Annotated in this window: 9 protein-coding genes; 3 read left to right on the forward strand and 6 right to left on the reverse strand. The window is 71.2% G+C overall.

Features of this window, described 5'->3' with window-relative positions; translation table 11 throughout:
• The first annotated feature begins 186 nt into the window (after positions 1 to 186).
• Positions 187 to 438 (forward strand): hypothetical protein, encoded by a 252-nt coding sequence (locus tag Pme01_RS09080; protein ID WP_168113616.1) that lies wholly within the window; start codon positions 187 to 189, stop codon positions 436 to 438.
• Here Pme01_RS09080 and Pme01_RS09085 read toward each other — a convergent pair.
• Positions 435 to 1,265, reverse strand: coding sequence for a PASTA domain-containing protein (locus Pme01_RS09085; protein ID WP_203935507.1), 831 nt, complete (start codon positions 1,263 to 1,265; stop codon positions 435 to 437). The two genes, Pme01_RS09080 and Pme01_RS09085, sit on opposite strands and share 4 nt — an antisense overlap.
• 217 nt (positions 1,266 to 1,482) lie before the next feature.
• On the opposite strand from Pme01_RS09085, the gene Pme01_RS09090 reads away from it, so the two are divergent.
• Entirely contained in the window at positions 1,483 to 2,664 is a 1,182-nt protein-coding gene (locus Pme01_RS09090) for a hypothetical protein (RefSeq protein ID WP_168113618.1), read from the forward strand.
• Here the strand turns inward: Pme01_RS09090 and Pme01_RS09095 are convergent.
• On the reverse strand, positions 2,661 to 4,139 hold the full coding sequence (locus Pme01_RS09095; RefSeq protein ID WP_168113619.1) for a glutamate-cysteine ligase family protein: 1,479 nt from the start codon (positions 4,137 to 4,139) through the stop codon (positions 2,661 to 2,663). The genes Pme01_RS09090 and Pme01_RS09095 overlap by 4 nt on opposite strands.
• A gap of 249 nt (positions 4,140 to 4,388) precedes the next feature.
• Between Pme01_RS09095 and Pme01_RS09100 the strand changes: the two genes are divergently transcribed.
• Positions 4,389 to 4,889 (forward strand): MarR family winged helix-turn-helix transcriptional regulator, encoded by a 501-nt coding sequence (locus Pme01_RS09100; RefSeq protein ID WP_168114058.1) that lies wholly within the window; start codon positions 4,389 to 4,391, stop codon positions 4,887 to 4,889.
• Between the two features lie 260 nt (positions 4,890 to 5,149).
• Here the strand turns inward: Pme01_RS09100 and Pme01_RS09105 are convergent, their stop codons facing one another.
• The 4 genes from Pme01_RS09105 to Pme01_RS31430 form a co-directional block, all read right to left on the reverse strand.
• Positions 5,150 to 7,579, reverse strand: a complete 2,430-nt coding sequence (locus tag Pme01_RS09105; protein WP_168113620.1) for an ATP-binding protein — start codon at positions 7,577 to 7,579, stop codon at positions 5,150 to 5,152.
• A gap of 97 nt (positions 7,580 to 7,676) precedes the next feature.
• Positions 7,677 to 8,834 carry an acyl-CoA dehydrogenase family protein gene (locus Pme01_RS09110; protein ID WP_168113621.1) on the reverse strand — a complete coding sequence of 386 codons (1,158 nt, stop codon included), beginning with the start codon at positions 8,832 to 8,834 and terminating at the stop codon, positions 7,677 to 7,679.
• Positions 8,835 to 8,959: 125 nt separating this feature from the next.
• Positions 8,960 to 10,492 carry an acyl-CoA carboxylase subunit beta gene (locus Pme01_RS09115; protein ID WP_168113622.1) on the reverse strand — a complete coding sequence of 511 codons (1,533 nt, stop codon included), beginning with the start codon at positions 10,490 to 10,492 and terminating at the stop codon, positions 8,960 to 8,962.
• A gap of 174 nt (positions 10,493 to 10,666) precedes the next feature.
• On the reverse strand, positions 10,667 to 12,067 hold the full coding sequence (locus tag Pme01_RS31430) for a chaplin family protein (protein ID WP_168113623.1): 1,401 nt from the start codon (positions 12,065 to 12,067) through the stop codon (positions 10,667 to 10,669).
• Positions 12,068 to 12,515: the final 448 nt, after the last annotated feature.

Here is a 12,515-nt window from a genome sequence, read left to right on the forward strand (position 1 = left end):
TGCGTACCGGGCGTGGAATGCGCGACCTGCAACTTGCATTGATCATGTTTGTCGTGCAACCTGTGGGTGCGGCACGGGTTACTCACCGTTCATCATCGGTCGATCTCTCGGCCAGCGGTCCGGAAAGACCGCCGGTTCGGATGACGCGGTGGCGCCGGCCGGACGACGCAGAGAACAGGAGTCGGTGTGCTACCCAGGGCGGGTGACGTACTGCGCGTGACCAGGGCCGCGAGCGTGCAGTTCATCGAACCGATGCTCTTCCGGGTGATCCGCGTACACGACTGGCCGACCTACGACGGCTGGGCATGGCTGGACGGATACCAGCTGAACGCCGCCGGTGACGCGGTCGAGCGCCGGTCCATCTTCGTTCAGCTCAAAGGTCTTCAGCCCGCGAACGTGACCCCGCTGGGTCTGCGGTCGCGGGCGAACGTCGCCTAGGCGCCCCCGCCAGCCGGCCGCGAGGCCGGCGGCGTCGGCTGCGTGGTGGGCGGTCGCGTCGGAGTCTGCGTCCGCGTACCGGTCGTCGCGGCCGGGGTTGGAGCCGACGCCACGACCAGGGTCACCCGGCTACCCGCGCTGACCATCGTCCCGGCCGCCGGTTCGGTGGCCGCGACCGTACCGGGACTCACGCCGGCCACCGGCCGCCTGGTCACCGTGTACGTCAGCCCGACCGCGGTCAACTGCTCCCTGGCCGCCGCCTCGCTCTGGCCCACCACATCCGGTACCGCCACCCGCCCGGTCGCCGTCGCGGACGGCGCCGGCGACTCCGCCTGCGACTCCGGCTGCGACGCGGTCTCCGTCGGCGCCGGAGCCGCCGACGGCGTCGCGCTCGTCGCGGGCGTCGACACCGACGGCCTGCCGAGGCCACTGAAGATCAGCCATAACCCGGTGCCCAGCATCGCCAGCAGGATGACAACGATCAGGGCGATCACCGCCGGGCGCGCCCAGAAGCCGGGCGGCTCCGCCTCGGCGGACTCCTCGCGCCACCCCACCGGTGCCGGAGCCGGTACCGCGTCGGGCACGGGTACCGGCGCACGGGCGGCCCAGATCTGCGGCGTCACCCGACGGGTCGCGTCGGCGTCGGCCGGTGTCATGGGCCGCGTCTCGTCGGCCAGCGTCATGGGCCGCGTCTCGTCGGCCGGCCCGTTCGACGCCACCGGCCGGGTGGCATCGGCGTCGAGCGGCACCGTACGCGACTCGTCCGCGTCGGAATCGTCGTCGGAATCGTCGTCGAACGGGTTGAACGTCGATGTCGGCTCGTCCACCGGCATCCGTCGGGTCGCATCGTCCCCCGGGGTCACCTGGGGCGACGGCTGCGTCCCGTCTCCGCGGGGGCCCTCGTCGGCTGGATCGTGCTCATCGGCCATGGCTCTATCTCATCAGAAGGCGTCGAACGACAGGCGGCTGGCGGTCGCCGCGGACCGGCCGGGCGTGATCGACGGGGCTCGCACCCTCCGGCCACTCGGCTGTACTCTGCGCGGCATGGCGGCGCGCGGATGGGCTAAGGCTACGGTGACCGCGATCGGTGTGGCGGCCGGCGCCGGCGCGGCACAGTGGGGCCTGGCGTACGGGCTCAGCGTCGTCGCCTGGCAGCCGGTACGCGCCGGGATCGGTGAAGGCCTCTGGTCGTCCGGGCTGGCCTGGGTGCTGTGGATCGGTGCCACCTCGACGGTGCTCGGTGCCGTCTGCGCGGCTCGCCTCGGCACCCGCGCCGCGGCGGCCGGCCAGGTGGCCCACGGTCCAGGCTTCGTCCTGCGGACGGTGATGGCGCTGGCGGCGGCGATCGGCGCGCTGGTGACCGTACCGCTGGTGATGCTCCCGGCTCGCGCGGCGCAGCGGGCCGACACCTTCCAGCCGGAGGTGACCGCCGGGGCGTACGCGGTCATCGGGGTCGTCGTCGGCCTGGTCGTCGCCGTCGTGGCGGTCAATGTCCGGGTCATCGCGGCCAACATCATGGCGACGACCGCGTGGGTGTGGGTGCTGGTGGCCGTCTCGGTGGTCGACGCGGTGCGCGCCGGCAGGACGGTCGGCACCGCGCAACTGGCCGCGTGGCAGTTCACCGACCGGGGGTGGTTCCGCGACACGGTGTACCTTCCCGGCGCGCTGCTGATGCTCGGTGGGGCCCTCCTGATCGGGGTGGTCAGCGCACTGCCCGCCGACCGGCGTACCGACAACCGGGTGGGCATCGCCATCTCGGGTACCTTCGGCCCGCTGCTGGCGGCCGCGGCGTACTTCCTCACCGCACCGCGCCCGGCCGCCTGGGCGGAGCAGTTGTCCGCGTACCTGTTCGCCCCCTACGCGGTGATCGGGGGCCTTGCCGGGTCCGTACTCGTCGCGGTGCTGGGGCCGTTGCGGCCGCGCAGGCGCCCCGCCGTCGATTCGCCCGCGCCCGCCCCGGTGGACGCCACCGCCGACGAGCCGGAGCTGACGGAGTGGACCGCCACGCTCTCCGGCCGTTCGGAGCCGACCCCGGCGTCGTCGTCCCAGGAGCCCCAGGCTCTCCAGAGGCCGGCAGCGGCACCGGCAGCGGATGAGACGACGGTCGAGATCACCCCGGCTGCGACCGGCCGGGCCACGGCCACCCGGCCGACGGCGACCGAGCCGACTGCCACCGAGCCGGAGGTGCCCAAGCCGCGGAAGCGGCGCGGATCCGGCGCCCGCTAACCGATCGGCCAGGTGTGCACGGGCTCGTTGTCCGCCAGGTTCTCGCTGTAGCGGCGCAGCATCTCGCGCAGTGCCGTGGGGCGGTCCAGGTTGCGGTCCCGCTCCAGTCTGCGGACCGTCTCGGTCTGCCAGACCGCACCGTTGCGCCGGCTCACGCAGCGCCCCTCGATGACGCCGAGCAGGCGGTCGCGGGTCGCCGGGTCGACCCCGAAGCGGTCGAGGCCGTCGTACGCCTTGGGTAACAGCTTTTCGAGTACCAGATCGGTCACGCGGGTCTCACCCAGGCGCGGCCACCAGACGCTCGAGGTGATGCCGCCACGGGCCGCCGTGTGGAAGTTCTGCTCGGCCGCCGAGAAGGTGAGCTGTGTCCAGACCGGACGGTCAGCCTCGGCCAGCTCGCGTACGAGTCCGAAGTAGAACGCCGCGTTGGCGAGCATGTCAACCACGGTCGGCCCCGACGGCAGTACCCGGTTCTCCACCCTCAGGTGCGGGCGGCCGTTCATGATGTCGTACACCGGGCGGTTCCACCGGTAGACGGTGCCGTTGTGCAGCCGCAGCTCACCCAGGCGCGGTACGCCGCCGTCGTTCAGGACCTCGACCGGGTCCTCCTCCTCGGTGATCGGCAGCAGCGGCGGAAAGTACCGGACGTTCTCCTCGAACAGGTCGAAGATCGAGGTGATCCAGCGCTCGCCGAACCACACCCGCGGGCGTACCCCCTGGGCCTTCAACTCGTCCGGCCGGGTGTCGGTGGCCTGCTCGAACAGGGCGATCCGGGTCTCCGACCACAGGTCACGGCCGAACAGGTACGGCGAGTTGGCGCCGATCGCGACCTGCACGCCGGCGATCGCCTGCGAGGCGTTCCAGTGGCAGGCGAAGTTCTCCGGCGCGACCTGGAGGTGGAACTGCACGCTGGTACAGGCCGCTTCGGGAAGGATCGAGTCGGTGGAGGACTGCAGTCGCTCGACGCCCCGGATGTCGAGGGCCATGTCCTCACCGCGAGCGGCGGTGATCTGCTCGTTGAGCACCCGGTACCGGGGGTTGGCCGAGATGTTGTCGAGCACCGTGTGGGCCTGGGTGAGGGTCGGCAGGATGCCGATGAGGACCAGTTGGGCGTCGTGCTTGCGGGCACGCTCGTCGGCGTGCGCGAGGCTCGCCGAGACGTCCCGCTCGTACTCGTCGAAGCCGTGCCCCGCGATCAGCCGTGGCCGGACGTTGACCTCCAGATTGAACTGCCCGAGTTCGGTCTGGAACGAGGAGTCGGCCAGGTCGGCGAGGATCTCGGCGTTGCGCATCGCCGGCTGTGCGTCCCCGTCGATCAGGTTGAGCTCGATCTCCAGACCCGTCGTCGGGCGGTCGGCGTCGAACCGGAAGTCGCTGAGCATCAACGCGAAGACGTCCAGGCAGCGGCGGACCTTCCGCCGATAGCGCGCTCGATCTTCGCGGCTGAAGGAAGCCTGCGAAACGTCCTTGCCCATCGACGAATCCACCCCTGCCGTGTCCTCGGACCTCAACCGTATGAGCGCGTCCACCGGTCCCGCTAGGGGCAAACGGTCCTCGGTTCAGCGCAGGGTGAGCAGTGAGGTGCGGACAGTCGGTGGAATCGGAGGTCACGAACGAGACTATTTGATTACGCAGTTATAACTTTGACAACAATCCCTCCGTCAAGTACCCGCTGGTAAGGTGGTCTTGTGAACGAACTGTTCGATGACCCGCGGATCACCGCCATGGGCCTGCTGACCGAGGCCTTCACCGGACTGACCGCCCGGTTCTCGGAGCAGTTGGCCAGCCACGGCATGTCGATCGTCGAGTTCGAGGTGCTGATCCGGCTGTCCCGGTCGCCCGAGAGCCAGTTGCGGATGACCGACCTCGCCGCACAGACGCAGTTGACCACGAGTGGGATCACCCGCGTGGTCGATCGGCTGGAACGGGGCGGCCTGGTTCGCCGCGAGGCCTGCGCGGCCGACCGGCGCAGTTCGTTCGCGGTCATGACCGACGCCGGCCGGGCCCGGATGGAAGAAGTGCTCCCCGGGCACATCGAGGTCATCAAACACTGGTTCACGAGCCGGCTCACCCCCGAGCAACTGGAGCAGTTGCTCGATTCGCTGCGGACGGTGCGCGACGCGGTACGGCCGGGGGCCGTCTCGGGCGCGATCCGGAGCACCGGCCCGGCTGACACCGACGATGCCGACAAGACCGGTAACGGTTCGGTCGCGCCGTCGGCATGACCGGCAGAAGTACCGGCAGAACTTGATCTAAAAATCGGCCAAACACCTCTATAACGGGCCTGGTTTGTCGACCCGGATCGGTAGTCTTCGCTCTCGGGAGGCACCACAAAGGGATCGGCACGGACGAAGAGGTGGGGCATTTTGGGGGGCCTTCGTCCGTGCCGGACCCGCCCACGCTGGACTGGCTCCCGTCGATGAGTGGTTGGCCCGCGCCCTACCCGCGGACCACCACTTTTCGGCGAATTTCCGAGCAGGACGCGTCAGCGCCGCAGCAGGGCCCGGTCGCGCGGCAGCAGGACCAGGCCACCGCGCTGGCACACCTCGTCGAGCTGGGCCAGCAGCGGCTCCCGGCCGGCCGGATCGTCCGTGCTCGCCGCCACCCCGACCAGCGCCTCAACCACGTCGCGGGCGTCGTGGTGGCCGAGCAGGGCGCCGGCCGCCGACTCGAACAGCTTCGCCGCGTGTGCGCGTTCCCCGCGCGCCAGCGCGAGATATCCACCGATCATCGCGCGGGTACCGTCGGCGGCCTGCCCGGCGTCCGCCAGCGCCGCCCGGATCGCCTCCGCCTCGGCCGCCCCGCCCGACTCGGCCAGCGCCAGCCCGACCGTGCCCTGTACCCGTACCCGCTGTCCCGGGTCGCCCACCTCTGCCAGTAGCTCCAGTGCCCGCCGTCCGATGTCGACGGCGGCCGCGTACCGGCCGTCGAGCCGCGCGACCTCCGCCAGTTTGGCCAGTGCCACCGCCCGCAGCCGGGCGTCGTCGGCCTCGCCCGCCAGCCGCTCCACCGTCTCCAGGCGCTGACGGGCCGTGTCCAGGTCACCGACCCGGATGTCGTGCCACGTCAGGTCGTTGTGCGCGGTCAGGACCTGGCGCCGCCGACCGGTACGGGTCGCCAGGAACAGGCCCGCGTCGGCGTGGCGGCGCGCGTCGTCGTACCCGCCGACCGCCTGCCACAGCCGGCTCAGGCAGGTGTGGGCGGCGATCTGGCCGCCCACGTCGTTCAGCCGGGTGAACGTCTCCAGCGACTGGCGGGCCCCGGCCAGCTCGGCGAGGCCTTCGCCGTGCTCGATGGCGAGCGTCGCGGCGCCGAGTTGCGCCCAGGCCCGTACCGCGGGGTCCGCGCCGGCGTTGCGCGGATCGTCGAGTAGGCGGCGCAGCCACCCCCGGCCCTCCCGGTCCCGACCCCGGAACCGCCACCACCGGGTCAACGAGCCGGCCAGCAGCAGCCCCGTCGACGGGTCGGCGCCCGCCGCGTGGTGCAGTGCCGCGTTCAGGTCACTGAGCAGGTGGTCGAGCATCAGGACGGCCACCGGCATGGCGGGGCCGGCCAGGTCGTCGGCGGTCCTGGCGGCGAGCCGGGCGAAGAGCCGGGCGTGCCGGGTACGCACCTCCTCCAGGTGGCCGCCCTTCGCGCAGCGCTCGAGGACGAAGTCGTGTACGACGTCGAGCAGCCGGAACCGCAGCGGCCCGGTGGCCCGCACGCCGACCAGGCCGAGCCCGACCAGGCGGTCCACGACCGCCTCGACGTCGTGGACCGCGCCGCTGAGCAGCTCTTCGGCCAGGTCTAGTGACCACCGGCCGGCGAAGGCCGCCAGCCGTTCCAGCGCCAGTTGGTCGGTGTGGCCGAGCAGCCGGTAGCTCGCGGCGACCGCGTCCCGCAACGTCTGGCCCTCCGGCCGTCGCTCGCCGAGGTCGAGCACCCGGTGCCCGTACCGGTCGAGGATCTCGGTGAGCTCCAGCACCCGCCCGCGCGCGGCGGCCAGCTCGATGGCGAGCGGAAGCCCGCCCAGCCGGCGCACCAGCTCACCGAGGACCGGCACCTCGGCCGGCTCGACCGGGTGGCGGCGGACCTGCCGCAGCCGCTCCAGAAAGAGCGACACCGCGGGGTACGCGGAGAGCTCCCCGAGGCTGGACGCCGCCCCGGGCGGGGGTACGTCGAGCGGCGCGACCGGCCAGGCGACGACGCACGGCAGGTCGACCGGTTGGCGGCTGGTCACCAGTAACCGAAGTCGCGGGGCGTTGGCGCGCAGCCAGGTGAGCGCGGCGGTGGTGGCCCCGGGCGCCCGGTCGGCGCCGTCGACCATCAGCAGGCAGGGCTCCCCCGCGCACCGTTCGCCCAGCTCAGCGGCGCGGGCGACGCCGAACACGGACGCGGTGCCGGCGAGGATGTCGTCGGCCGCCGAGATGTCGGAGATCGAGATGCCCGCCACCCCGCCGGGGAACAGCCCCGCGACGTGGTGCGCCACGGCCAGGGCGAGGCAGCTCTTGCCCACTCCGGCGAGGCCGATCAGCAGGACGACGTCGTACGCGGCGAGCAGGCCGGCCACGTCGCGCAGGTCCTCGTCGCGCCCGACGAGCGGCAACGGCGGCGGCAGGGCGATCGTACGGTGGAAACGCTCCGCCACCTCGGCGCGGCCGGCCTCGGCACCGGGGTCGTGCAGCCGGCCGCGGGCGGTCTCGATGAACCGGGTACGCGCCGTCGCGGTCAGCCCGAGCGCCTCGGCCAGCAGGTCGACGGTGCCACGCTGCGGCCGTACCGCCCGGCCGCGCTCCAGCTCGCGAACGGTCCGGACGCCCACCCCCGCCCGGGCGGCGAGCTCCTGCTGGGTCAGCCCGGCGGCACGACGGTGAGCACGCAGCACGGCGGCGAATCCGACACCCGCGGCGGGACGGTCATGATCCGGGCTCACGGTCGGAACGCTACGCAGCCGACCAATCGATGCGAACCACTTCGTCCCTGTTACGACGGCAGGATCGACAAAACACGACAGTTTATGAACCCCGCCGCTACATGCCCAGCTCGCGCGCGATGATCATCCGCTGTACCTCGGACGTGCCCTCGCCGATCTCCAGGATTTTCGAGTCGCGCCAGAAGCGGCCGACCGGGAACTCGTTCATGAACCCGTACCCGCCGTGGATCTGGGTCGCCTCCCGGGCGTTGGCGACCGCCGCCTCGCTGGCGTACAGCTTGGTGATGGCGGCCGCCCGCTTGACGTTCTCCCCCGCCACCAGGCGTGACGCGGCGTCGTAGTAGGCCAGCCGGGCCGTGTGCGCCCGCATCTCCATGTCAGCGATCTTGAACTGGATCGCTTGGAAGTCGCCGATCGGGTGGCCGAAGGCGTGCCGCTGCTTCGCGTACTTCACCGACTCGTCGACGCAGCCCTGGGCCAGCCCGACCGAGAGCGCGGCGATGGCGACCCGGCCCTCGTCCAGGGTGCGCAGGAACTGCGCGAAGCCGCGACCGCGCTGGCCGAGCAGGTTGCCGGCGGGTACGCGTACGTCGTCGAAGGTGAGTTCGTGGGTGTCCGAGGCGCACCAGCCGACCTTCGAGTACCCGGGCGCGACGGTGAAGCCCGGCGTGCCCGACGGGACGATGATGGCCGAGATCTCCTTGCGCCCGTCCGGCGTCTCGCCGGTCACCGCGGTGACCGTGACCAGCGCCGTGATGTCGGTACCCGAGTTGGTGATGAACGCCTTCGAGCCGTTGATGACCCACTCGTTCGTCGACTCGTCCAGGTACGCCCGCGTCGCGGTGCCGCCGGCGTCGGAGCCGAAGCCCGGCTCGGTCAGCCCGAACGCGGCGAGGTTCTCGCCGCTGGTGAGCTTCGGCAGCCACTCGCGCTTCTGCTCTTCGGTGCCGAACCGGTAGATCGGCATCGCGCCCAGCGAGATCGCCGCTTCGAGGGTGATCGCCACGCTGGAGTCGACCCGGGCCAGCTCCTCCAGGGTCAGGCAGAGGGCGAGGTAGTCGCCGCCCATCCCGCCGTACTCCTCTGCGAAGGGCAGGCCGAACAGGCCCATCTTGCCCATCTGCCGGACGATCTCGTACGGGAAGGCGTGCCGCTCGTAGTAGTCACCGATCACCGGTGCGACCACGTCGACGGCGAACTCGCGCACGGTCTGCCGCAGCGCCTCGTGCTCGTCGTTGAGCCGGAAGTCGGGCATGGCGTCCACCTGTCTCTCGTCGATCTAGGAGTAGTGGTTGTTCTGCCTTCCCTTTTGTCCCGCCATTTCTCCTGGATCGGCGGGAGGTCGGCGGCGGACCTACGGGGGGTGGCGGGACGGCGGGGTCAGACCGGGGTGACGCCGTGGCGGCGCCGGGAGAAGTGCCGGTCCTTGCCGGCTGCCGCCGCGAACCGGCGGACCAGTTCGCCGCGCAGGTCGTGCGGCTCGACGATCGTGTCGACGACGAGTTCGCTGGCCAGCCGGACGATGTCGATGTCGCGCTCGTACTCCTCGCGCTTCGCCGCGACGAACGCCGCCCGCTGCGCCTCGTCGGAGATCGCGGCGATCTTGTTGGCGTATACCGCGTTCACGGCGGCCTCGGCCCCCATCACGGCGATCTTCGCGGTGGGCAGCGCGATCGTGGCGTCCGGTTCGAAGCCGGGGCCGGCCATCGCGTACAGCCCGGCCCCGTAGGCCTTGCGCACCACGACACAGATCTTCGGTACCGTAGCCTCGCTGATCGCGGTGATCATCTTCGCGCCGTGCCGGATGATCCCCTGCTTCTCCACGACCGTACCGACCATGAAGCCGGGTACGTCGGACAGGAACAGCAGCGGCACGTTGAACGCGTCGCAGAGCTGCACGAAGCGGGTCGCCTTGTCGGCCGAGTCGACGAAGAGCACGCCGCCCTTGAACATCGAGTTGTTGCCGACGACGCCGACCACCTCGCCATTGAGGCGGCCGAAGCCGACTGTGAGTTCCTTGGCCCACAAGGGTTGGATCTCGAAGAAGCTGTCGGAGTCGAGCAGGCCCTTGATGTACCGGCGCATGTCGAACGCACGCCGTTCGCTGGCCGGCACCAGGGCAGCCAGGTCCACGTTGGACGGAGCGTCCGCCGCTTCGGTCTTCGGGGGCTGCTGCGTCCAGTTCGAGGGCAGGTACGACAGGTACCGCTTGATCGTGTCGATCGCGTCGACCTCGGTCTTGCACAGGAAGTGCCCGACGCCCGACTCGGTGCAGTGCACCTTCGCGCCACCCATCGCCTCCAGGGTGGTCTTCTCGCCGGTGACCATCTCGACCATGCGGTCGGAGCCCAGGTACATGCTGGCGTTGCCCTCGACCATCGCGACGACGTCGCAGAACGCCGGGATGTACGCCCCGCCGGCCGCGCTCGGGCCGAAGAGCGCGCAGGCCTGCGGAATGCTGCCGGACGCGCGCACCTGGTTGTAGAAGATCTTTCCGGCCCCACGCCGGCCGGGGAACAGCTCGACCTGGTCGGTGATGCGGGCACCGGCGGAGTCGACCAGGTAGACCATGGGCACGCCGGTGGTGTACGCGCGCTCGATGATCCGGATGATCTTCTCGACGGTACGCGCGCCCCACGAGCCGGCCTTGACCGTCGAGTCGTTGGCCATCAGGCAGATCGGCCGTCCGTCGACCGTGGCGGTGCCGGTGACCACACCGTCCGCGGGCAGCCCGTCGGCGAGGACGTTGGCGTACATCCCGTCCTCGACGAACGAGCCCTCGTCGACCAGCAGCGCGACCCGCTCACGCGCGAACAGCTTGCCCTTGGCCGCGTTGGCGGCGTGGTACCGCTCGGCGCCGCCGGCACGTACCCGCTTGCGCAGCTGCTCCAGCGCTTCACCGTCGAGCGTCACGGACACCTCCCGAGACCGTTACCTGAACGATCGTTAGGGTAACGCATCCGCGGGTGGTTGGCGAGGCGGCGGGCCGCTGTCCGGATACGGCAGGGGGCCGGCGTCCCGATGGACGTCGGCCCCCTGGCGAGGGTGCGGGTCAGTGCCCTACGGACACCGGCCCCGCGGTACGGGTCAGGCGCTCGTGGCCGAGCCCAGGATGCTGACCGCGTTGCCGCTCACGTTGATCGGCGCCTGCACCGACGTCACGATCTGGTTGCCGGTGAGGGCACCGCCGTTGCCACCGGTGGTCATCGCACCCCCGGCGCCGTTGGCCGACGCGCCGCCGGCCGAAGCACCGGTCGACGAGGCGCCGCCCGCCGAGGCGATCCCCAGGATGCTGACCGCGTTGCCGGTCGCGTTGATCGGCGCCTGCACCGACGTCGCAACCTGGTTGCCGGTACCGAGGCCGTTGTTGCCACCGGTGGTCATGTCGCCCCCGGCAGAACCGTTGGCCGAGGCACCGCCGCGGGCGCTGCTGGCGTGCAGCCCGGCCGCCTCGTTGGTCTTCTTGGCGAAGGCGGCCTTCTTGACGTTGTGCGTCTTGGCGAGGTGAGCGGACTGCGTCACGTGCTGCACCGCGTTCATGGTGTTGACCGTGCCGGCGCCGGCGCCGTAGGCCGAGCCGCCGGCGCCGCCACCGGTGTAGCCGCCACCCGCGCTGCCACCCGCGCCACCACCGGTGTAGCCGCCACCCGCGCCGCCGCCGGTGTAGCCACCGCTACCGCCACCGTTGTAGCCGCCACCGCCGCCACCGTTGCCACCGCCGTCACCGGCGCCGGCGCCACCGGCGCAACTGGCCGAGGCGTCGCCGAGGACCGCGATCGCGTTGCCGCACAGGTTGATCGGCGCCTGGATCAGGTTGCCGATCTGGTTCCCCGTGACCGCGCCGCTGTTGGTGCCGGTCGTCATGCCACCGTTGCCGGCCGCCGAACCGCCGGCCGCCGCGCCACCGGCGCAGGAGGCGTCGGAGACGCCGAGCACGGCGATCGAGTTACCGCAGGCGTTGACCGGGACCTGCACCAGCGAGGACGCCTGGTTCCCGGTGAGCAGGCCGCCGTTGTTGCCGGTGGCCATCTCGCCGCCGTTGGCCTTCGCCCGGGCGCCGTTGGCCTTCGCGGAAGCCGCGTTGGTGCCGGCCTTGGCGGCCGAACCACCGGCGGAGGCGGCCGACGAGGACCCGAGCACGCTGACGGCGTTGCCGCTGACGTTGACCGGCGCCTGGATGTTCGTCGCCACCTGGTTGCCGTTGCCCAGGCCGCTGTTGTTGGCGGTGGTCATGGCCTCGGTGGCGGCACCGGTCGCGGTCGCGCCGGCCGAACCGCCGCCGCCCTTGGCCTCACTGAGACCGAGGAAGCCGACGCTGTTGCCGTCCACGGTGACCGGCGCCTGGCCGTTGGTCCCGAGCTGGTTGCCGTCGCCGGCCCCGGTGTTGTTACCGGTGACCGTGTCGGCCTGCGCCGCACCGCTGGCGACGAGCAGGAAGCCGGCGGAGAGCACACCGACGTTGAGCGACTTACGAACCCACGTCTTCATGTTAAGAATGGCCTTTCGGTGATTGTCGTGTCTGTTCGATCCGGATCCACGGAGTGACACCGGCAAACTCCGTACGGGCGCGGAGCATCGCCCGACGACACGCCGGTTGTGGACGTGCGCCCCGATGTTGTTCGAGTTGTGTCAGCGAGGCTGATCCGGACGACCCGACCAGCGGGCCTCCCGGTATCCCGTGATCCCGCCGGCACCGTTCCCGCCGAGGCCGCTGACGTGGTTCGTCACGGCGTCGGTCGAGTCGGACCCGGCGAGCCGGCGACAGGTACGGGCATGCGGCGACGCCGTCTGACGCTCGTCGCGCCCGACAATCGACCCAGTCATTTCCGCCCCCCGTCCGGTCACGTGCGATATGTGGCCGATGCGGGATCCGTCCCGCGTCCAGCAACTATCACCGTATTTACGAACGAACTATCATCCATTCGGACACGCCGGA

The organism is Planosporangium mesophilum (genome assembly GCF_016863255.1).
Taxonomy (GTDB): Bacteria; Actinomycetota; Actinomycetes; order Mycobacteriales; family Micromonosporaceae; genus Planosporangium; species Planosporangium mesophilum.

What these genes read in the sequence shown, in the direction of transcription:
- Pme01_RS09090 (WP_168113618.1), top strand. Translation starts at nt 1,483, where the DNA reads ATGGCGGCGCGCGGATGGGCTAAGGCTACGGTGACCGCGATCGGTGTG.
- Pme01_RS09095 (WP_168113619.1), bottom strand. Translation starts at nt 4,139, where the DNA reads ATGGGCAAGGACGTTTCGCAGGCTTCCTTCAGCCGCGAAGATCGAGCG.
- Pme01_RS09100 (WP_168114058.1), top strand. Translation starts at nt 4,389, where the DNA reads ATGGGCCTGCTGACCGAGGCCTTCACCGGACTGACCGCCCGGTTCTCG.
- Pme01_RS09110 (WP_168113621.1), bottom strand. Translation starts at nt 8,834, where the DNA reads ATGCCCGACTTCCGGCTCAACGACGAGCACGAGGCGCTGCGGCAGACC.
- Pme01_RS31430 (WP_168113623.1), bottom strand. Translation starts at nt 12,067, where the DNA reads ATGAAGACGTGGGTTCGTAAGTCGCTCAACGTCGGTGTGCTCTCCGCC.